The 21,223-nt window shown below is 67.3% G+C and carries 18 protein-coding genes; all 18 read left to right on the top strand.

What is annotated here, in order from left to right:
- Nucleotides 1–570: 570 nt before the first annotated feature.
- The gene (locus ACLMAL_RS38005; protein ID WP_412003486.1) at nucleotides 571–2,994 is read left to right on the top strand and encodes a RelA/SpoT family protein; all 2,424 of its coding nucleotides are present in this window, start codon (nucleotides 571–573) and stop codon (nucleotides 2,992–2,994) included.
- Nucleotides 2,995–3,345: 351 nt separating this feature from the next.
- Nucleotides 3,346–4,980: a cutinase family protein gene (locus ACLMAL_RS38010; protein ID WP_412003487.1), complete on the top strand. Its 1,635-nt coding sequence runs from the start codon at nucleotides 3,346–3,348 to the stop codon at nucleotides 4,978–4,980.
- A gap of 54 nt (nucleotides 4,981–5,034) precedes the next feature.
- Entirely contained in the window at nucleotides 5,035–6,030 is a 996-nt protein-coding gene (locus ACLMAL_RS38015) for a hypothetical protein (RefSeq protein ID WP_412003488.1), read from the top strand.
- 16 nt (nucleotides 6,031–6,046) lie between these two features.
- Nucleotides 6,047–6,931 (top strand): MinD/ParA family protein, encoded by an 885-nt coding sequence (locus tag ACLMAL_RS38020; RefSeq protein ID WP_412003489.1) that lies wholly within the window; start codon nucleotides 6,047–6,049, stop codon nucleotides 6,929–6,931.
- Nucleotides 6,928–7,566 carry a DUF6668 family protein gene (locus tag ACLMAL_RS38025; protein WP_412003490.1) on the top strand — a complete coding sequence of 213 codons (639 nt, stop codon included), beginning with the start codon at nucleotides 6,928–6,930 and terminating at the stop codon, nucleotides 7,564–7,566. The genes ACLMAL_RS38020 and ACLMAL_RS38025 overlap by 4 nt, the downstream gene beginning before the upstream one ends.
- 64 nt (nucleotides 7,567–7,630) lie before the next feature.
- Entirely contained in the window at nucleotides 7,631–7,927 is a 297-nt protein-coding gene (locus ACLMAL_RS38030; protein ID WP_328403199.1) for a hypothetical protein, read from the top strand.
- 8 nt (nucleotides 7,928–7,935) lie between these two features.
- Complete coding sequence (locus ACLMAL_RS38035) at nucleotides 7,936–8,211, top strand: hypothetical protein (protein ID WP_412003491.1); 276 nt, start codon at nucleotides 7,936–7,938, stop codon at nucleotides 8,209–8,211.
- A 32-nt stretch (nucleotides 8,212–8,243) separates the two neighbouring features.
- A complete protein-coding gene (locus ACLMAL_RS38040) occupies nucleotides 8,244–8,915 on the top strand; it encodes a hypothetical protein (protein WP_412003492.1) in 672 nt (223 codons plus the stop codon).
- A gap of 73 nt (nucleotides 8,916–8,988) precedes the next feature.
- The gene (locus tag ACLMAL_RS38045; protein ID WP_412003493.1) at nucleotides 8,989–9,801 is read left to right on the top strand and encodes a hypothetical protein; all 813 of its coding nucleotides are present in this window, start codon (nucleotides 8,989–8,991) and stop codon (nucleotides 9,799–9,801) included.
- Nucleotides 9,795–10,655 carry a hypothetical protein gene (locus ACLMAL_RS38050; RefSeq protein ID WP_412003494.1) on the top strand — a complete coding sequence of 287 codons (861 nt, stop codon included), beginning with the start codon at nucleotides 9,795–9,797 and terminating at the stop codon, nucleotides 10,653–10,655. Before ACLMAL_RS38045 ends, ACLMAL_RS38050 begins: the two co-directional genes overlap by 7 nt.
- Nucleotides 10,649–12,115, top strand: coding sequence for a hypothetical protein (locus tag ACLMAL_RS38055; protein ID WP_412003495.1), 1,467 nt, complete (start codon nucleotides 10,649–10,651; stop codon nucleotides 12,113–12,115). Before ACLMAL_RS38050 ends, ACLMAL_RS38055 begins: the two co-directional genes overlap by 7 nt.
- Before the next feature lie 2 nt (nucleotides 12,116–12,117).
- Nucleotides 12,118–13,608, top strand: coding sequence for an SCO6880 family protein (locus ACLMAL_RS38060; RefSeq protein ID WP_379065983.1), 1,491 nt, complete (start codon nucleotides 12,118–12,120; stop codon nucleotides 13,606–13,608).
- A gap of 7 nt (nucleotides 13,609–13,615) precedes the next feature.
- Nucleotides 13,616–15,982, top strand: coding sequence for a hypothetical protein (locus ACLMAL_RS38065; protein ID WP_412003496.1), 2,367 nt, complete (start codon nucleotides 13,616–13,618; stop codon nucleotides 15,980–15,982).
- Between the two features lie 61 nt (nucleotides 15,983–16,043).
- Nucleotides 16,044–16,352 carry a transposase gene (locus ACLMAL_RS38070; RefSeq protein WP_412003497.1) on the top strand — a complete coding sequence of 103 codons (309 nt, stop codon included), beginning with the start codon at nucleotides 16,044–16,046 and terminating at the stop codon, nucleotides 16,350–16,352.
- A 91-nt stretch (nucleotides 16,353–16,443) separates the two neighbouring features.
- Nucleotides 16,444–18,129 carry a peptidoglycan DD-metalloendopeptidase family protein gene (locus tag ACLMAL_RS38075; protein WP_412003498.1) on the top strand — a complete coding sequence of 562 codons (1,686 nt, stop codon included), beginning with the start codon at nucleotides 16,444–16,446 and terminating at the stop codon, nucleotides 18,127–18,129.
- A gap of 89 nt (nucleotides 18,130–18,218) precedes the next feature.
- Nucleotides 18,219–18,785 carry a hypothetical protein gene (locus ACLMAL_RS38080; protein WP_412003499.1) on the top strand — a complete coding sequence of 189 codons (567 nt, stop codon included), beginning with the start codon at nucleotides 18,219–18,221 and terminating at the stop codon, nucleotides 18,783–18,785.
- Between the two features lie 42 nt (nucleotides 18,786–18,827).
- Nucleotides 18,828–20,654 (top strand): type IV secretory system conjugative DNA transfer family protein, encoded by a 1,827-nt coding sequence (locus tag ACLMAL_RS38085; protein ID WP_412003500.1) that lies wholly within the window; start codon nucleotides 18,828–18,830, stop codon nucleotides 20,652–20,654.
- Nucleotides 20,651–21,037, top strand: coding sequence for a DUF4913 domain-containing protein (locus tag ACLMAL_RS38090; RefSeq protein WP_328403175.1), 387 nt, complete (start codon nucleotides 20,651–20,653; stop codon nucleotides 21,035–21,037). Before ACLMAL_RS38085 ends, ACLMAL_RS38090 begins: the two co-directional genes overlap by 4 nt.
- Nucleotides 21,038–21,223: the final 186 nt, after the last annotated feature.

Here is a 21,223-nt window from a genome sequence, read left to right on the forward strand (position 1 = left end):
TACCCGGTTCGACAAGCTCGCGGTTCGTTACCAGGCCACGATCCATGTCGCGGTGATCAATCAATGGTTGCGGCAGTCGTGAGGGCGAGCCGCAGGCCCGCCCTCACGACTTCGAGACAGAACCTAGCCCGCGAGGCGGCTCACGTCCTGATTACCCAGCGGCCGCCGCTCACCGCGATGTCGGCGTCCCTCGATGCCACCAGCAGTCCGGACCTCGGTGCGGACGGTATCGACGCCGGCGTGCGGTGCGATCGAGGCGCGCAACGGGCTCTTGCCGATGTGATTGCGTCACCTACGCTGGGATTATCCGCGGGTGGTTCAGCCGTTGTACCGGTCGGATCGTCACCGCGGAGGCTGCGAGGTTCCGGTCGGTATTCCGCGCCACCCACATAGCCGATTTTGCGAACATGGCTACCCGGTGGAATCGAGCCAGGGTCCCCCGCAGGTGACACGAAAACTGTCTCCGCTAATCGCGAATCGGACGGACGAGTCGAGGCGGGACTAGAGTTGATGAGGGCGGTTGCAGCGGTCGGATAGGGTGGTCCGACCGCGGCGTGGAGAGGTGGTGGCATGACTCAGCATCTAGGCGAGGCGAATGTCGAGCAATCGGCGGTGGCCTCGCCCACGAATGGTGCCTCGGCCGCCGCAGGGGGAAAGGCAACATCGACCACTCCCGCCGCACAGCCTGCGGCCGGTAATTCGGCTCCCGCGCGGCAGCCGGGAACGTCGGCGGCGGTGCCCACATCGGCGTCGCGGCGGGTTCGCGCGCGGTTGGCGCGGCGGATGACCGGCCAGCGCGGTATCGCGGCGGTCAAGCCGGTGCTCGAGCCGTTGGCCAGCGTGCATCGGGAGCTGTATCCGAAGGCGAACCTCACGCTGCTGCAGCGCGCGTTCGATGTCGCCGACGAGCGGCACGCGCATCAGTTCCGCAAGTCCGGCGATCCGTACATCACCCATCCGCTCGCGGTCGCCAATATTCTGGCCGAGCTCGGCATGGACACGACCACGCTGGTCGCGGCGCTGTTGCACGACACCGTCGAGGACACCGGGTATTCCCTCGAGCAGCTGACCACGGATTTCGGTGCCGAGGTCGCGCATCTGGTGGACGGTGTCACCAAGCTGGACAAGGTCAATCTCGGCGCTGCGGCGGAGGCCGAGACGATCCGCAAGATGATCATCGCGATGGCGCGGGATCCGCGCGTGCTGGTGATCAAGGTGGCCGATCGGCTGCACAACATGCGCACCATGCGTTTCCTGCCACCGGAGAAGCAGGCGAAGAAGGCGAAGGAAACTCTGGAGGTGATCGCGCCGCTGGCGCATCGCCTCGGCATGGCCACGGTCAAGTGGGAGCTGGAGGACCTCGCATTCGCGATCCTGCACCCGAAGAAGTACGACGAGATCGTGCGACTGGTCGCCGACCGGGCACCCTCGCGTGACACCTACCTGGCGCGGGTGCGCGCGGAAATCGTCAACACCCTGGCCGCCTCCCGGATCAATGCGATCGTCGAGGGCAGGCCCAAGCACTACTGGTCCATCTACCAGAAGATGATCGTCAAGGGTAAGGATTTCGACGACATCCACGACCTGGTCGGCATCCGCATCCTGTGCGACGAGGTCCGCGACTGCTATGCCGCGGTCGGCGTCGTGCACTCGCTGTGGCAGCCGATGGCGGGCCGGTTCAAGGACTACATCGCCCAGCCGCGCTACGGCGTCTACCAGTCGCTGCACACTACGGTGGTCGGACCGGACGGCAAGCCGCTGGAAGTGCAGATCCGCACTCAGGACATGCACCGCACCGCCGAGTTCGGCATTGCCGCGCACTGGCGCTACAAGGAGACGCGCGGCAAGCACTCCAACGACTCCACCGAGGTCGACGACATGGCGTGGATGCGCCAGCTGCTCGACTGGCAGCGGGAGGCCGCAGACCCGGCCGAGTTCCTGGAGTCGCTGCGCTTCGACCTGAAGTCGCCGGAGATCTTCGTGTTCACCCCGAAGGGCGATGTGATCACGCTGCCGCAGAAGTCGACGCCGGTCGATTTCGCGTACGCGGTGCACACCGAGGTCGGGCACAAGTGCATCGGCGCGCGGGTGAACGGCAGGCTCGTCGCGCTGGAACGCCAGCTGGAGAACGGCGAGGTCGTCGAGGTGTTCACCTCGAAGGCGCAGAACGCGGGACCGAGCCGCGACTGGCAGAACTTCGTGGTGTCCCCGCGTGCCAAGGCCAAGATTCGGCAGTGGTTCGCGAAGGAACGCCGCGAGGAGGCGCTGGAGAGCGGCAAGGAGCAGATCGGCAAGGAAGTCCGCAGAGTCGGGCTGCCGTTGCAGCGCTTGATGAGCGTGGACGCGATGACCGCGGTCGCGCACGAGCTGCACTACACCGACATCTCGATGCTCTACACCGCTGTCGGCGAGCACCAGGTGTCCGCGCATCATGTCGTGCAGCGACTGATGGCGCAGCTCGGCGGGATCGGCGACGTGGAGAACGAACTCGCGGAGCGTTCCACCCCGTCGACCACGCCCAGCAGGCAGCGCGTCACCGGCGATGCCGGTGTGCTGATTCCCGGTGCACCGGGCACGGTGGCCAAGCTGGCCAAGTGCTGCACCCCGGTGCCGGGCGACGAGATCATGGGCTTCGTGACCCGCGGCGGCGCGGTCAGTGTGCACCGCACCGACTGCACCAATGCTGGTTCGCTGCGCGAGCAGGCCGAGCGGATCATCGACGTGGAATGGGCGCCGTCGCCGTCGTCGGTGTTCTTGGTGGCCATCCAGATCGAGGCGCTCGATCGCACCCGCCTGTTGTCGGACGTGACGAAGGTGCTCGCCGATGAAAAGGTGAACATTCTGTCCGCCTCGGTGGCCACGCACGGCGATCGGGTCGCGATCAGCAAGTTCACCTTCGAGATGGGCGATCCGAAGCATCTGGGTCATCTGCTCAATGTGGTGCGCAATGTGGAAGGCGTGTACGACGTCTACCGCGTTACCTCGGCCACCTGAGTGACCGGTACTCGTCAAGATAGCTGAACATCGCCGCAGGTCACCGGGTTTGACCCGGTGACCTGGCTATTTTTCGGGCACAAGCGTTCGCGCCGGTTGGGCGTTCGCCGGAATGCGAAGTCCGGGTTGACGATTCGAGTCCTCGGGGGTCGCCGTGGGATTGCCTTCGACTGATCATGATCGGAAAGTTGTCGGCAGGTCCGGCACGCCACGCCAAGCCGTGTCCGGGATCGTCCGGCGGTTCCCGGAAACTTTTCGCGGGCTCAGCGATGTTTGCCGGATTCTGTTACGGTTTAGTGCGTTTCATGGCGTTGAGGATGGCTGCGGCAACACGGATGATTGCGGATCGCTATGGCAAAGTACTCGGTACGAACCTCGGGAATGCTGGTCGCGTTCACCGTTGCTGTGGCGACCGCTACGACCGGCGCGGCGGCCGCGGCGCCGTCGAATCCCGCGGGGCCCTCGACGAATGTGCCGATCGATAGCTGCCCCGCGCTGTACGCGTTGGGAATTCAGGGCACGGGGGAATCCTCGCCCGACGCGGCACCGACCACCGACACCGGGATGCTGTCGACGGTCTTTCGGCCGATGCTGGCGAAGGCTCCCGATCCCGGACTGGTCGATCGTGCCTATGTGCCCTACGAAGCCGGATTCGGCGGCGCGACCGCCGGTGGCGCGGTGCCGTATTCGGAGTCCGTTGCCGGCGGGTTGACCAGGTTGCGGAGCATGGCCGCGACGGTCGCCGAGCGGTGCGGGAACACCCGGTTCGCGGTGGTGGGGTATTCCCAAGGCGCCCATGTCGCATCGATGTTCGCGCAGGAGATCGGCCAGGGTCGCGGTGTGCTGCCTGCCGAGAAGGTCGCTGCGGTAGCGCTGTTCGGCGATCCGACGCGTAACCCCGGCGCCCCGCTGTTCCCCGGCTCGCCGGGCAAGGCGGCGCCCGATGCGGCGCCCGGCACCACCGGTGATCAGCTGGCCTCGATCGCCGCGTTGGCCCAAACGCCCGCGGCGGGCGGCGGTATCGGTCCGGACCGGGACAGGGCGGCGAATTTCGGCGCGCTGACCGGTCGCGTCGCGAGTTTCTGTGCGGCGGGCGACCTCGCGTGCGACGCACCGCAGGGGGCGCCGATTCTGAAGGCCGTCGCCAATGTCGTCGGGCAGGCCAAGCTCAGTGGCGGCGACCCGATCGCCTCGTTGGTGTCGATCGCGCAGGCGCTGGCGTTCACCTCGATCAAGACGGCGACCAAGGTTGCCGGCGAGGACATCCAAGGCAATTCGATCGCGAATCTGTCTCTCTCGCCGCGGAAGTCGATTTCCCAGCGGCTGGCCGACGCCGCCGACCCGCGCACCCCGCTGGAGATTCCCGGTGCGATCCAGGGCCTGCTGAAGGTCGGCATGATCGGTCTGAACTCGGTCGTCGCTGTGGTCAGAGCGGTCATCGATCCGGCGAGCATCGGTCAGCTCGCCGGCGCGGGGTTGTCGGATCCGGTGTCCGGCCTGCTGTTGCTGGGAACGAAGCTGATCGGCGCCGTTCCACAATTGATTCCGCCGACCACCGGCGTTCGTCTTGTCACGCAGGCCTTCGACGCGGTTGTACAGAACATCACCGACAACAGCGAATTGCTCAACATCACCACCTGGACGCGGTACTGGGACACCGTCCAGCGCCACACCGGGTACAGCACCGCGGCGATGTCCGCCAACGGGGAAGCACCGACTCAGTTCGTCGCCGACTGGTTCGCTGCGGTCGCACGCGATGTGGCAGGCACGTTCGGCAGTGGCGCCACGCCGCAGGGCGGCAGCGACAGGCCGCCGACCGGATTCTTCGGCGAAAGCTCCGGCGCGTCGACTGTGCCGAATTCGTCCGGTACGGGACAATTTCCGTTTGGGACGGGAGCCGATGGCGCCTCATCCGGAGGCGAGACCTCGGTGCCCCCCGCCGATCGGCCCGGCACCGCCAACACCTACCCGTTCTCTACGAACTGATCGCCGAGAGGGTCTGACGATGCGCCATGTGCCTCGCTCCGCGGGACGGGGGGAATGTTGAAGTCGTACAAACAGCTGTCGCGTTGGTACGGCCCGCTGGAGCCGGAGACGGGCTCGGCCGCCCCGGCCCACGCAGACGAAGTGGGTGCTTCCGTCCTCGACGACGATGGGCCCGCGCGATATCCGCACTACATTCTCGACGACGATCCCGACGAGATCCGAGCCCGCGCGGATGTGCCGACCGATCTCCCGTCGGGCCGTAGCGAATTCATCGGTGGCTGGTCGGACTGGGTGTCCGGCCGCGCACCCGGCCCCGACGACGACTACGCACCGCCGCTGGATGGTGGCGTCGTGCGCTTCCCGTGGCCAGAGGACGAATTCGACAACGACCGCGCGGATTGGGCCGCCGCGGCGGCCTCGCGCGCACTGCGCCAGGAGGCTCGCGATCATCCGGCCGCACGCCGCGCCAGGGTGATCGCGGTGCTGATCGTTGCGGTGGTGCTGCTCGGTGCGGCCGTGGCGGGTGTGCTGTTCCTGCTGGACTCCTCCGACGATCGCGGCGCGGCCGGTCCGACCTCCTCGCCCCTGCATTTCGCCGCGGGCACCGTCCAAGCCGACGACGTCGGCGCAAAGCCGGTCTACGCGACTCGACCGCAACCCGGCACCGGTGCGAGCGCGGCCGGCGCCTGCCCCACCGAACGTGCTGATCGCGTGGTGCGTAGCGCCGAATCCGGCGGCACTGCGTCGGGGCCGGATGCGGTGCTGTCGTTCCAGTACGGCTACTACGTGGAACGCTCCGGTGAGCGGGCCAGGGCAGCGGTCGCGCCCGAGGCCACCGTCTCGCCCGCGTCGGTGATCCAGCGCGGTATCGACTCCATCCCGGTGGGCACCACGCACTGTGTGCGCATCGTGACGCTCACCGACACTCGGTACTCGGTGGAGATCACCGAGTACCGGCCCGGCGGTGTGCCCGCCACGTACAACAAGCAGACGGTCACCACAGCGGTGGTCGACGGCCACACCCTCATCACGGGTATCGCGGCCGGATAAAAGGAGAGCTGAGGCGATGGGAGAGGACTGGAGTCGCTGGCTCGACGAGGCGCCCGCAGAGGGCGAATCGGCGAGCCGACCTACGCGCACGAGGGCTCCGGTAGTGCGGTTACGGCGCGGCAAGCGCGCGGAGAGCGGTGCGGAGGCCGTGGAACCCGCGCAGCGGCCGATTCTGGTGGTCGGCGGCTGCGGCGGCGCGGGGACGACAACGACGGTGCTCGGGATCGCGGGCGAGCTCGCGCTGGGGGGTAATCCTACGGTCGCGGTGGACTCGACAGCCGCGGGCAGTGATCTCGCGCTGCGCGGCGCCGACGAGCACCTGTACCCGATCAGCCTGCAATCGTGGTTGTACGGCCGTGGCAACGACGAGCCGGCGCCGTTGAAGGAGTGCATGTCCCAGGCGAGCTCGGGGGTCGGGCTGCTGTGGCGCGATGCCGCGCCGCTGCGTCGCAGGGCCACCTATCTGACCGTGGCGCGGGCGATCTACGACGCAGGCTTCACCGGCGTCTACGACGGTGGCAGCCCGATTGCCGGGCGTCAGCTGCGGCCGCTGCTCGACGACTCGGATGTTGCTCTGGTGCTTGCCATTCCGGCGCGCGCCGACGCGGCCAACCGGCTGCGGGTGACCTTGGAATGGCTCGACGACCAGTTCGGCGACTCCGCGAATGGGCAGGGCAGCGGCATCGTCGGTGACACGACGATCGTTGTCTCACACCAGCAGCCGGGCGGCGAGTCGCGGGTTGCCGATCATTTGCGTTCGCATCTTTCCGGTTGGGTCCGTGACATCAGGGAGATTCCGTACGACCCGCACCTGGCCCGCGGTGAACTCGTCCGGCACACGTCGCTGGCCGCGGAGACGCGCCGGGCGTATGCGCGCCTGCTGGCCGGGGTGGCATCATGACCGCCGCTATGAAACTTCGTCGCCAACCCGAGCCTGCGCAAGCCGGCGTTGTCGCGCCACCGGAGTCGCGTCGCGCCCTGATCTGGGAACGTCCGGTGCCGGGTATCGGCAGGGCGCCACTGGTGTGGTTGCTGGGTGTGCACGGTGGTGCCGGAGCCAGTACCCTCGCGCATGTGCTTGCGCCCGCGGCGGATTCGGGCCGCCGCTGGCCCGGCGTCTTCGACCGCGAATCGCCCTTCGTCGTCCTGGTCGCCAGAGAGACCATCGCCGGACTGACTCGCGCCCACGACTTACTGCGCCAACATCATTCGGGGTTCGCCGGCGCCGCCGAGGTACTCGGACTCATCACGGTCGCGGCCCGGCCCGGCCGGTTGCCTGCCGAGATCCGGCGCTACCGAGAGGTGGTCGGATCGCTGGCAGGCCAGGTGTGGGAAGTGCCGTGGTACGAGGAGTGGACGCTCGTCGAGCCGGAGCAACTGCCGGTGTGGGCGCCGGGTGACGCACTCCCGCAGAAGAAGCGAAAGATCGACCCGCTCGAGGAGGTCCCACTCGAAGTCCGGGAACTCGGCACCGACATCGTCGCTGCGGTGCGTGAAAACCTGGATGCCGCTTCATCATTCGACGAAGGGCCCTGAATAATGTTGATATTCAGCGCCGTACCGGACCGTTGACAGCACACTTTTTCGAGAAAGGCACCCGATGAGCACGATCCTCCTCGCCGTGCAGGACACGTACGGCACTGTCCTCGCTCAAGTCGGTAACCCGACACCGGAGGCGCCTCCCGGCTCGGAGAAGATCCTGCAGCTGGTCAGGTACCTCACCTGGTTCGTCCTGCTGTCGGGGGTCTGCGGCATCACCTACGCGGGCGGCAAGTTCGCGTGGGAGAAGTGGACCGGTGGTGGGCTCGAGTCGCCGAAGATGGTGGCGGGAGCCATGATCGGCGGCGTCGTCGCCACCAGCGCCGGCACCATCATGAACGCCGTCATCGGCACCTGATGCGGGCGATGTCTACCGTGCGAATATCGGCAGGTGAGGTGCTCGCCTACAAGCAGATGCCTGCCGAGGTGCTGCAACCTCTGATGCACCTGCTGAATTGGCTGCTCTGGTTCGTGCTGCTGGTATGCCTCGCCTGGATGATCGTGTCCGCGGGCCGGTTGTGGATCGCATTCCGCAGCGATCTCGCGATGAACGACGCCTCGCACGGCGTACTGATGAGCCTGCTCGGCGCATCGGTGGCGAGCACCGCGTCCGGGATCGCGCTGGCCTTCCTACCGACGTGAACGACCGGTACGGGGATGGGAACGGCCCTGCGATGAAATCCACAGCGACGCGTCCGCAGCACATCGCGACCCGACAGCCCGCCCGCTCGTCGCGCCGGGGCGCCCGTAGGCCTGCCGCCGGTGCGGTCGGTGTCGCGTTGCTGATGGCCGCGGTCGGTTGCGGTGGTGACGGCGAGTCGGGCCCTGACCTGGCCGCCGCGCCGACGCACGTGCGCTGGCAGCCGTTCCAAGGCGTGGCACTGCCACACGCGGACCAAGGTCCGAAGAAGGAAGCCGACGGTGCCGCAACGGGTTTCGAGCATTCACCGCCCGGCGCAGCGCTCGCCGCGATCGTCCACACCGTGCGATTGTCGGTAGCCGCGGACAACCAGTGGTCGAAAGTGGTTGCCATGGAAGTCGTGCCGGGCCGGGCCAGAGACGAGTGGTCGGTCAACCGGGTGCAGTTGTCGATCACCGGGCCCGCTTCGGCCGAATACGCGCCGCGGCTGCTCGGCTACAAGATCACCGACTACACCGATCAGAAGTCCGGCGTCGACGTCTACACCGAATATTCGGACAACTCGAGAGCGGTGAATCACACCATCGTGGAGTGGTTCGGCAACGACTGGAGGTTACGACTGCCCGACCCGGAATCGACCGCACGTCCCATCGAGGCGGTCGACGAATTGCCCACCGACATTGTGAAATTGGAGGCACCTACATGAGGGAGCGCAGCGAGCGAATCATGTCGCCGCGACCCTCGGGCATGACAGAGCCGCGTGCCGGCGAGGTGGAGTCGTGACCGAGAAGGAGTCGTACGCACGCGATCGCGTCTCCTTCGGTGCCGTCGCATCGGCCGCGGTGCTCGCACTCATCGTGATCGTCGGTCTCGTCGTGTATCTGGGCCGCGATGATTCGAGTTCGAGCGGTGCGGCGGCCGCGTCCGGGGGTTCGGGTGCCGAGGGATTCGCCGAACCCGAGATCGACATCTTCGGCAGGCGCCTCGATGTGCCGAACAACCCTGCCGGACAACCACTTCCGCAGGAACCGAGCGATCAGCGCAAGTCCTCGGACCCGGATTGGCTGACCGCGGCGCCGATCGGCACGACCGCACCACACGGTTGGCAGCGGGTGTACGGCGCCTCGGTGCCGTTCTCCACCTCCGACGGACCCACGCGCATCGAAGACGGTCTCGCCGTTGGCTATTCGCATACCCCGCAGGGTTCGGTGCTCGCCGCGGCGCAGATCACCTATCGGCTCAATGCCAGGCCCGCCGACCGCGATCTGTACGTCCGTCAGGTGCGGGTCTCGGCCCAGCAGATCGCCGCCTACGACAAGGCCTTGTCGCAGGACCGGCTGCCGCAACAGCAGCCGGAGAAAGTGACCAAGTACTTCGTGGCCTCCGATGCGTTCAAGGTGGAGAACTACGCCGACGACCTCGCCATCATTCGGCTCGCCTCGCGCGGGCCCGTTGTCGATGGCAAGCAGCTGTGGGCGGCGCTGCGACTGGTGATGGTATGGGACGCGGGCGACTGGCGGCTCAAGCCCGCTACCTCCAACAGCGCACAGACCGAATACATCGAATCGCTGGCGGGGTGGACGAAATGGTAACGGTAGGGCCTGGATCCGGACCGGAGCGTAAGCGTTCGCCCTTGGTGCTGGTCGGTCTCGGCGCGGTGCTGGCGGTGCTCATCGCGGTTGTGGTGACCGTGGGTGCGGTCCGCAACAATGCCGCAGAGGGTGACCAGGTGTCGAAGACGGGCACCAGCTCGGAGCGTGCTCCCGTCCGAAATCCGAACGGGTCGGCAGGATTCGGCAAGTCGGATGTCGATGTGTTCGGCCGCCGGGTGGACGTCCCGGACAACCCGGCAGGTGTTGCGCTGGAACAGAATCCGGCCGCGCAGCAGCAGTCCGGCGGACCTGGTTGGTTGAAAGCTGCGCCGCAGCCTGCGAGCGGAGAAGGCGTGTGGCAGCGAGTATTCGGCGGCCCCGTGGTGCGGTTCTCGACGTCCGATGGTCCGGCACGCATCGAAGGTAAGGCCGCCGTCGGATTCGCCCATACGCCGCAGGGGGCCGCACTGGCGGCCGAGCAGATCTACTGGCGCACCAACGCGAATCCGCGGGACCGGGAGATGCTGGTGCGCCTGGTCCAGGTCACGCCGCAGTATTTGGCGGAATACGACCGCCTGGTCGCCGAGGGGAAGGTGTCGGATCGACTGCCGGAGAAGCTGAGACCACTGCTGTTCGCTTCGGACGCCTTCCGAATCGAAAGCTACACAGAGGAAACCGCGCTCATTCAGTTTGCGAGAAAGGCCCGAGAAACAGTTGATGGCCAACCAACATGGGTGGGCATGCGCCTCGCAGTCGTGTGGCGAGACGGAGATTGGAAGCTCACCGCGGTGAGCGGCGAACAGCAAGTCCAGATTGATTCCCTGCGAAGCATCGAGGGGTGGACACAATGGTGAGGCGTGTCTTCACAATTCTCGCGGTCATATTCACGGTGATGATCGCGACGCCGACCGTGGCCTACGGTCAGACCTACGGTTTCGACGAGACGTGCAACGAACTGCACGACACTCTCGACAACGTCGGTCTGCCCGGGATCTCGCTCGGTGACGCCGCGTCGGCCGCGTGCAAGGCGGGCAATGCCGCCTCGCATCCCCGCAGCGCGGCCGACGCGGTCAAGGACAAGGCCTGGGATTCGACCTTCGGTAAGGTCGTCGATTCGCTGATGAAGGGCCTCGGCGAGGCCATCATTCTGGCGTTGACGTTCTGGATGAAGGTGCCCAACGAGGTGGCCAGCGATGGGGGGTCGTTGTTCACCAAGATCAACGATTACACCTATCAGGTACAGATATTGCTCTTGATAGCCTCGGTGATCCTCTCCGGCGCCAGATTGGCCGAGGCCAGACGGGGCGCCGCGATGAACGAAGCGGCCGAATCGTTCCGGATGTTCGCCCGAGTGGTGTTCAGTTCGTGGATGCTCGGCGCCGTGATCGTCGCGGGCACCCAGGCTTCGGACAAGTTCTCCGAGTGGATCATCAACGACTCGACCGATGGCAATGCCAAGGACCTGGCCGAGCTGATGGTGAAAACCAGTAAGCTGCAGGCGTTTTCGCCGGGTCTGGTGCTGATCATCGCGATCGTCGGACTGCTCGGCGCGCTCGCGCAGATCATCCTCGCCATCGTCAGGCAGGGTCTGCTGATCATCGCTGCGGGCGTATTGCCTTTGGCGGCAGCGGCTTCCGGGATGAACGTCGGTAAGACGTCCTATCAGAAGCTGGTCGGCTGGATCATCGCATTCATGCTGTGGAAACCGGTCGCGGCCATCGTCTACATGATCGCGTTCACTACCGCGGGTCATGTGGACTCGCTGACCGACACCTCCGGACTACCGGAAGGTGAACAGGCACAACGCATGCTGGTCGCCATCGTGTTGCTCTGCAGTGTCGCGTTCGTGCTGCCTGCACTGATGCGCCTTGTCACGCCCGCGATCGCGGTCGTCGGCAGCGGCGGTTCCGGTCTCACCGCGACCGGCGGCACGTTGCTCGCCGTCGCGGGTCTCGGGGCCATGGGCACCAAGGCTGTTGCGGTCAAGAGCGCGGCTGCTCCCGGCTCGGCGGGCTACGTCGGCGGTGCGGGCAGTCCGCCGCCCACCCGCGGCGGTGGCGCCGGTCCGCGTCCGGCCCCACCACGTGGCGGTGGTGGTGGCGGCGGTGGCGCCCCGGGCGGCGCACCGCGCGCCTCCGGGCCCGCGGGCGCGGCGGGAGTACCGTCCGGTGCGGCCAGAGCGGCGGGCCGGGTCGGCGCGGCGCGCGCCATGACCGCTCCGCTGACCGGGGCCGATCAAGCAATGGGTGACGTGGCCGGCGACCGCTGGGCCAATCGTTCACCCGACCTCGGGAGGAGCACCATTCCGCGATGACGATGACGACGAGCGATACCTACGAGCGCCGCGCGTACGGACTGTGGCAGAAACCTCGCAGCGCAGGCCTTTTCGGCCTGCGCTGGGAGGAAACCGTGCTCGGCTTCGTCGTCGTGATCACGGCCCTGATCTGCGCCATGGTCGGCGGGTTCACATGGGGTCTGATCGTGGGCGGCACCGGCGTTGTCGTGATGGTTCCACTGGTGTGGCGGACGGGGGGCCGCTCCGGCTACGAGAACGGAATAATGATGTTCAACTGGATGCGCTCGCGTAAGCGTGGCGAGCACGTGTACCGCGGCGGCCGTTTCTCCCGGATTCCCGGTGGCGTCACCCGACTGCCCGGGTTGCTCGCGCCCTCGAAGTTGTATGAGGGCATCGACGCGGGTGGCTACAGCTTCGGCATGATCCACCTACCGCAGTTCGCGCAGTACACGGTGGTGCTACGCGCGTGGCCGCAGGGCCACGAGGCGGTCGACCAGCCGGTCATCGACCGCTGGGTGTCGGCGTGGGGGACCTTCCTCGCCTCGGTGGGTCAGACCAGTGACATCGTCGCCGTCGTCCCGGTGATCGACACCGTGCCGGAGACCGGAAACCGTTTGCTCACCGAGGTTTCCACCATCACCAGGCCCGATGCGCCGGAGCTCGCCCAGCAGGTGATGTACGAGCTGGCCACCGAGCTCCCGCAGGAGCGGGTACAGCTGTTGCCACGGGTGGCGATCACCTTCAAGGCCACCACTGCCGAGCGCCGCAAGAACCCCGCCGAAGAGGCGGTCGAGATCGGCCGCAGGCTGCCCGGCATCTGCGCCGCGCTGGCCGAGGCCGGTGTGCGGGCACAGCCGATGTCGGCCGATGAGGTCATCTCGTTCATCCGGCGCAGCTACGACCCGGCCTCGCAGGCCGACCTCGAGGTCGCGGCGGGTGAACCCGAAGGGCACGGCCTGGATTGGGCCGACGCCGGGCCGGTATCGCACGACGAGAAGTGGGATCACCTGGTGCACGACGGTGGCCGCTCGGTGACCTGGGAGATGGACGCCGCACCCGAGGGCGCGGTGGACGAGCGCGTGTTGCAGCGGCTGCTCGCGCCGAATCCCGAAGTGCCGCGTAAGCGCATCGCCATCGTCTATCGCCCGCACTCGGCCGCCGACGCCGCCGAGATCGTGGACGACGATTTCAAGAACGCACTCGTCGCTCAGCAGAGCGAACGCGGGGTCGTCTCGGCGGCCGCCACCCTGCGGGTCGGGGCCACTCAGCAGGCCCGCGAGGAGCAGGCCAGGGGTCACGGTGTGACCCGCTTCGGGGCGTTGGTGACCATCACCGAGCCACTGCGCGGAGATCTGCCGCGTATCGAAGCCATCACGCGCGACCTGTCCACGCAGGCGCGGCTGAAGATCCGACGGTGTTACCGCTATCAGTCGGCGGCTTTCGCGGCCTCGCTCGGCTGTGGTGTGATCCTGCCGGAACACGCGACAATTCCGAAAGCACTTGCGGGGTGAGCGATTCATGGCACGTGACTACGAGCCACCCGTACGGGAACGGGACGGGACGCCGGTTCGCCGCGGCACACGGCAGCCGGAAGGGGAGCACGACTGGGCACACCGGCCCGCGGTCGATGCGCCCCAGCAGCGTCCTGCCGGGGAAACCGCGCGGGGCCGCGGTGCGGATGGCACGAGGCCGCGTGGCGGCGAACGCAACGGCCTGGAGGAAATACCCGACCGTCCGCGTCGCCCCGCACGGGACGCGGCGCGGGTGACCGGCGACGATCGGTCGGGCCTGGAGGAAATGGCCGATCGGGAACGGCGTTCGGCGCGGGATGCGGCGGAGCGTCGCGCCCGGGCCGGAGCCGGTCGCGCCGACGGCGCACGTCCCGAGCGGGCGCACACCGACCGCGCGCGCGCCGATCGGCCCCATGCCGAGAACGGTCGTGGCGAGCGCACTTCCGCGGATCGTGCCGAGGGCAGGCCGCCGCGCCCGCGCGAGGGCGAACGTCCGGTGCGCAGCAATCGGCCGGTACCGCCTCAGCGGACCGGCGCAATGGCGGATCGCGCCGGCGCCAGGGGCGAGCGGATCGGTCGTGGTGTGGCGCGACCGGTCAAGGCCGACCGGGTCGCCGACCGTGCAATGGGCACGCCCCAGATGGAGCGGGCGAGGCTGAAGGCGGACAGGCGCAAACAGTCCGGTCCGCAGCTGCTCGACGATGTCACGAGGACCAGGCTGGAGGGGATCAGCCGCGAGCAGACGGGGCTGCGCGCGGCGTGGGCGACCTTCCGGTTGCGCACCGACGAGATCCGACGCCGCAATTACGCCGCCCGCGCCGAACAGACCTTCGAGGACGGATTCGACCGCAGCACTGCGCAACTCACCGATCGCGGCTATGCAGGTGCGGGCGGCGGCCGCATGAACGTGGTCGGTCGCCCAGTCGAATACCGGGCGACCACCGCCCAGGTCGCGGGCCTGTGGCCGTGGTCGGTGGGCGCGGGCGCGCCGCTGATCGGCACCCCGCTCGGATCGCACCTGCACACCGGCGCGCCGGTGTGCTTCGACCCGATGAACTGGTTCATGCGCGGCAGCTTCATCACCGCACCGAGCCTTTTCGTCCTGGGGCTCAATGGTTTCGGCAAGTCCTCGCTGGTGCGCCGGATAGTGCTCGGCGGCATCGCGCAGGGCATCACCCCGCTCATCCTCGCCGATGTGAAACCGGATTACCGCAAGATGGTGGAACTGGTCGGCGGCCAGGTGATCGACCTCGGCTACGGGCACGGCAAACTCAATCCGCTCGCCGCGGGTGTGCTCGGTTCGGTGGTGCCGCGCCTGGACGCGCTGCCTGCGTTGCAGACCCAGGTGCTGCAGGATCTGCGGGCCAGGCAGGTGACGTTGGTCGCGGGGCTGGTCGAGTTGGTGCGCGGCGCGCGGGTGCGCGACTACGAGGAGACACTGATCTCCACCGCGCTGCGCGTGCTCTACCGGCCGGGCAGCGGCTACACCCCCGACCAACCGCCCATCATGGAGAACCTGCTCGAGGTGATCGTCGGTGGCGGTGAGGAATTGATGCTCGACGCGGGCGCCGACAACCCCGACGAGTACCAGGTCTCGATCAAAGGGCTCCGCCGGTCCCTGCGTGCGCTCACTCAGGGCCCGTTCGGCGCGATCTTCAACGGCCAGACCACGGTGCCGATCGACACCGGCGCGGTCGCGGTCTGCATCGACGTCTCGCACATCCCCACCGGCGACAAGAAGCTCAAGGCCGCCGTGATGCTGGCCTGTTGGGCGGACGGATTCGCCTCGGTGGAGGCCGCACACGTGCTCGCCGACGCCGAACTCGGCGCGCAGCGCTACTTCCAGGTGGTGATGGACGAGCTGTGGCAGGTGCTCGGCCTCGGCGACTTCATGATCGACCGGGTCGACGAGCTCACCCGCCTGCAGCGCGGCATCGGCACCGCACTGATCATGATCAGCCACACCATCAAGGACCTGCAAGCACTCGGATCCGAAGCGGCGATTGCCAAGGCACTAGGTTTCCTGGAGCGGGCGCGCGCCAAGATCTTCGGCGCGCTGCCAGGCGAAGAGATCAAACGCCTCGACAGCACCATTCCGTTCACATCCGCCGAGGAGGAGATGGTGACCGGATGGTCCGCACCGCAAGCGCTGACGGGCGAGGCGCTCAAGCCCGGCCAGCAACGGCCGTCACCACCGGGCACCGGCAAGTTCCTCCTGAAAATCGGTGAGGATCGTCGGCCCGGCATCCCATTCCATATGGAGTTCACCCTCTCGGAGAAGGAAAGTGGAATCCACGACACCAATCAGCGGTTCAGTGAGTTCACCGAATCCACCACGCGTGGCTCGAATTCGCCGGGCGGGAGTGCCGCATGAGAGTTGGTGCGACGGTCGCGAGATGGTGCAGACCTGTGCGTGCGAGCTGGAGGTGGGCCGCATGATGCCGCATCGGTCCTATCGCAGAGTGTCGCCGGAGGTGCGCAATGCCGCGGTGGCGCAGGTCATGGCGTTGACAGGCAAGCTGCGCAGCGAATCGGAGGCATGCAGGGTGGTCGCCGAACAGATCGGTGTGCATACGAATTCGGTGCGCAATTGGGTGCGCGCCGCCGAAGGACCGAGCTTGGAACGGCTGGACGCGACCGCGCTGCGCCGTAAAGTGGCACTGCTGCAACAGCAATTGGCTGCGGCCGCCGAAATGAATCGTACCCTCGCCGACACCCTCAACGAATCCCGGCGCCAACGGTGACCTGCCCCGGCGTGCGGGGCCTGCTGCGGCCTACGCAGGTAGTGCCGAATCCACCTCGGCGGGTGTCGAATCCGGCTGTGCGGGTGTCGCGGTGACCGGCCGCTCCATCCTCTGGTTTACCCTCGGCGCGGTGCTGGCGCTGATGACCCTTGTCGTAGTGATCGTGATGCCCGCGGTGGATGAGGACTGTGAGGGTTACTCGGTGCTCGGGCCGTCGCAGACCGCGCTGCCGTCGCTGGGTGGTGTCGCGCCGGGTGATCCCCGCGCCGCAGCCTCGATCGCCACCTCTACGACAACGAATCCTTCTGTGATGCAGACAAACCCGACCGCTACCGGGACGCCGTCGCTCGCGGCCGGTAGCGGGCCGATCCGTCGCACCTTGCCATTGGCGGTGGGCACCTTCACCGTGTCCGATGTGTTCGGTGCGCGCGGCGGCGCTCATCTCGGCGTCGACCTGGCCGCCACCGACGGCACCACGATCTACTCGGTGTCCGAAGGGCGCGTTGTGGCGGCCGGTCCCGCATCGGGTTTCGGCAACTGGATCGTCGTGGACTCGGTCGACACCAACGGCCGCTCGTATTCGGCGGTGTACGGCCACATGTGGGACAGCGGTGTGCACGTGCGCGTCGGCGACACGGTGACCGCGGGCCAGCCGATCGCTCAGGTGGGCTCGGCGGGTGAATCCAGTGGTCCGCATCTGCATTTCGAGATCGTGCCGGGCGGCCGCTTCACCGGGGGGCGTCAAATCGACCCACTGCCGTGGCTCGACGGTGCGCCGACGCCGGATGTCGGTGGTGCGCGGGCGTTTTCGAACGATCCGCGGTGCAGCCGTGGCTTCGGCACCGCAGGCGGCGCGCTGGCCGCGGGCAAGGTGCCTCCGGAGCTCGAAATCTGGTATCGCCGTGCGGGTTCACTGTGCCCGCAGATCACCCCGTCGCTGTTGGCTGCCCAGGGTAGGCAGGAGTCCGGATTCCAGCGTGGCGCGAACTCACCGGCCGGTGCGCAGGGCCTCGCGCAGTTCCTGCCGGGCACCGCGGCGAGCACGAACCCCGACGACGGCCGCCCGTATGTCGTCGACGCCGATGGCAACGGCGTTGCCAGCGTGTGGGACGACGGCGATGCGATCGTCGGCCAGGGCCGTTATATGTGCGCCATCGCGCACAAGATCATGGCCTGGCAGGCCGAGGGGCGCGTGCACGGCGACATCACCGCGTTGACCCTGGCCGCCTACAACGCAGGTGAGGGCGCGGTGCTCGCCTCCGGCGGCATGCCGAATCAGGTGGCGGCGCACTACTCCGAGACCCAGCCCTATGTCGCGAACATCCTCGCGATGGAGCCGCAGTACCGGGCGCCGGGCTCGCTCGGTCGCTTCACGCCGAAGGGTGGGTCCAGTGGGGAGAACATCGTGGAGGCCGCGCACGAATGGCTCGGTCAGCCGTATGTCTGGGGCGGCGGTGGTCCGCAGGGACCCAGCGGTGGCGGTCTGGACGGTCCCGGCTTGACCTCGGCGGCGGTGTTCGCGGCCTCCTCCGGGACCGTGACATTGCCGCGGACCGCCGAACAGCAGTGGGAGGCGGGTGTCGAGGTGCCGATGGGCAAACTGGCGCCGGGTGATCTGGTGTTCAGTGCCTTCGGCCCGCGGGGTCCCGCGCAGGTCGGAATCTATTCCGGCAATGGACGAATGATCCAGTCGGTGCCAGGTGCGGAGGCGCGCTCGCGCGGCGGCGTGACCCAGGTCGCGGTGCCCGGCGACGCGCGAGCCAGGAGGGTACTGTGAGCAGCGGGAGTGAACACACCCAGGCGCCGGAGGCTGTCGGAGCGCCCACGTGTCGGTCACGGCGGTTAGCCTTGAATGACCGATTAGTCTTGAATGACAAAGTGAAAGCCCGCGCGATACTGGTGGTGATGCTGGTGGTGAGCGTCGCGATGCTTGGTGCCGCCTGCGGTCGTGGAGAGGGTGGCGACGTGAATTCCGGTGTGTCACACCCACCCACGTCCCCGACTCGATTGCTGGAGGAGGCACCCGCACCCGACCCGGTGACGCCGGATGGTGTCGCGGTGGCCGCGCTGAAGGAGATCTATACCTGGCAGCCTGCCACCGAGGATCAGGGTGCCTCGTTGACTCGGGCCAGGAAATGGCTGGGCCCCAGCATGATTCGGATGTTGGACAGCGCCCCGACCGGGCTGGAGACGCCGAAGGCGACACTGCAGTGGGCGCAGTGGGCCACGGCGAAGGCGCGCGTGGAGGCGTTCACCTTCGCGTCCGGGGACAAGCCGCCGGTAGGTGCGGACCCGAACATCCAACAATTCAAGATCGGCATCGAGCAGACGGTCGTCTCCCCGAACGGGCGCAAGGAAAAGCTGCCGCCCGCCACGGTCATCGCCACCGTCGTCCGCACATCGGACGGCTGGCGGCTCGACGCGTACCGCTGATCCAGCGCAGACCACACCGCACGGTCCCGACAGGAGGCAGACATGGCGAAGAAGAAGAAGGTGCAGGATCCGGCCATAGCCGGGCCCGACGTCACCCTGTACATGATCTACGCCGGTTTCGCGATCCTCGGGACCCTGTGGATCGCACTGCATCTCGGCAACGCGATGGCGGTCACCCGCCAGGACGTCCCGATCAATCCGATCGCCATCGTCGCCGACCTCGCCCGCGGCAAACTGCACTGGCCGCGGGCATCCACGGTCCTCGTGCTGCTGGTGATCGCGCTCTTACTGGTCTACCTCTACGTGCGCAAGCAGTTGCAGAAGCGCCAGGGCAAAGGACGCCTGGCCATCGACGACAAGGCCGACGTGATGGGCAACGGCAGCGCCATCGCCTCGCTCACCGAGGCAGGCGTGCGGGCCAAGGCTGAAACGCTCGGTGTGCGTCTCGGTTACAACGACGCACCCGGTGTGCCGATCGGCATCGGTGTCGCCGACGGGGTGATGCTCTACGGTTCCTACGAGGACCTGCACCTGGATATCTGGGGTCCGCGGCAGGGCAAGTCGACCTCACGGGTGATCCCGGCGATCCTGACCGCGATCGGTCCGGTCCTTGCCACGTCCAACAAACGGGACGTGGTGGACGCGACCCGGGATGTGCGCAAGGCCAAGGGAAGTCCGACATTCGTCTTCGACCCACAAGGCGTGGCGGGCGAGGAGCCCACCTGGTACTGGGATCCGTTGGCCTGGGTGGATGCTCACCACGACGGCGCCGAAATGCGGGCCGCGCGACTGGCCGGGCACTTCGCCGACGCCGACAACGGTTCGGACTCCACGAAGTCGGATGTGTTCTTCGACCCGGAGGCCGAAGATCTGCTGGCCGGTCTGTTCCTGGCCGCGGCGCTCGGCGGCCTGCCGATCGTGCAGGTGTGGGACTGGGTGACCAACCCCGGTGACTCCGAGCCCATCGAGCTGCTGCGCAATGCCAGCAAGCACTACACGGCCTCGGGTCTTGCCATGCAGTACAACGCCGATCCGCGAACCAAGAGCGGCATTTTCGGTACCGCGAAGAAGATGATCCGGTGTCTGCAGCTGTCGAACGTGCACTCTTGGATCTTGCCCGGCGACAACAGAGAGCAGTTCGACGAACTCGCCTTCCTCGAGGCCAACGGCACCCTCTACAGCCTCTCGCTGGAGGGGCGCGGCTCCGCGGCGCCCCTGGTGAGTGCGCTGACCGAGGCCGTCATCGACGTGGCGATGCGTAAGGCGTCGCGCTCGCCGGGCGGGCGCCTGCCCATTCCGATGCTCGCCGTGCTCGACGAGGCGGCAAACGTGGTGCGCTGGAAGGATCTGCCCAAGCAGTACAGCCACTTCGGATCGCGCGGCATCGTGGTGATGACGGTGCTGCAGTCCTGGGCCCAGGGTGCGCGCTGCTGGGGAGACGCCGGCATGCTCGCGCTGTGGTCGGCGGCCAACGTCAAGGTGCTCGGCCCCGGTGTGGACGATATGAATTTCCTGCGGGACCGCTCCGAGGCGATCGGCGAATACGATGCCGTGTCCTCGTCGGTCTCCGAATCCAAAGGCGGCAAGAGCTATTCGCGCTCGCTCGGCTCGTCGAAGACGTTCACCGCGCACGGGTTGGCAACCCTGCCGCAGGGCCGTGCGATCGTCTTCACCTCCGGCCAGCCTGCGGTGCTGGTCCGCACCGTGCCCTGGTGGGAGGGCGAGTACTCTGCCGACGTGAAGAAGTCGATCGAGCACCATCTCCCGGGGCGCAAGACCGAAATCATCGACCTGATCGGCTCACCTTCGCTGACCAAGGTCACTCCACCACCTGAATACGGCCAATCCGAGGAGGTCCGGCCGCTGTGACCGAACAGCAGCAACAGCCGATGATTCACACCAGCGTGGTGGAATTCGTCGAGAACTATCTGAGTCTCGTCTACCGCCGCCAGGTGACCGACATCAGTGAAACGGTGTGGTGCCCCGAATGGTGGAAGCATGCCGAGGCGGTGGCGCGGCTGGATGCGCTGTGGCGGGCGTGGGAGCACTACCGGCTGCAGCCGAGCACCGGGCTGAGCGTGTGGTTCCTCGACCATGCCGACCCGCATATGACGAAACTGTTCGATCCCCGTGGGCCGTTCAAGTACTGCAGCGTGCGCAACGGGCACAAGGACATGCTGAGCCCGTTGCCGCTGAAGTCCCCGGCCCAGGGGCTGTTCGGTGATCCGACCGTCGGCGACTTCCGAATGTGAGCGAATCCTGAAGGCGCAGCGGACATACCGGTCCGCGGAATGACGAAACGCCCGCTGGATGGTGAATTCAAGGGGTCGTCGCAACACTGCCTGCTTTTAGCGGGTAAGTAGATCACGCAGACGCTCGGCTGGGGTTTCCCAGTCGAGCGTTTTGCGTGGACGATCGTTGAGTTGGTGAGCGACGTG

Source organism: Nocardia sp. CWNU-33 (genome assembly GCF_046764895.1).
Classification (GTDB): domain Bacteria; phylum Actinomycetota; class Actinomycetes; order Mycobacteriales; family Mycobacteriaceae; genus Nocardia.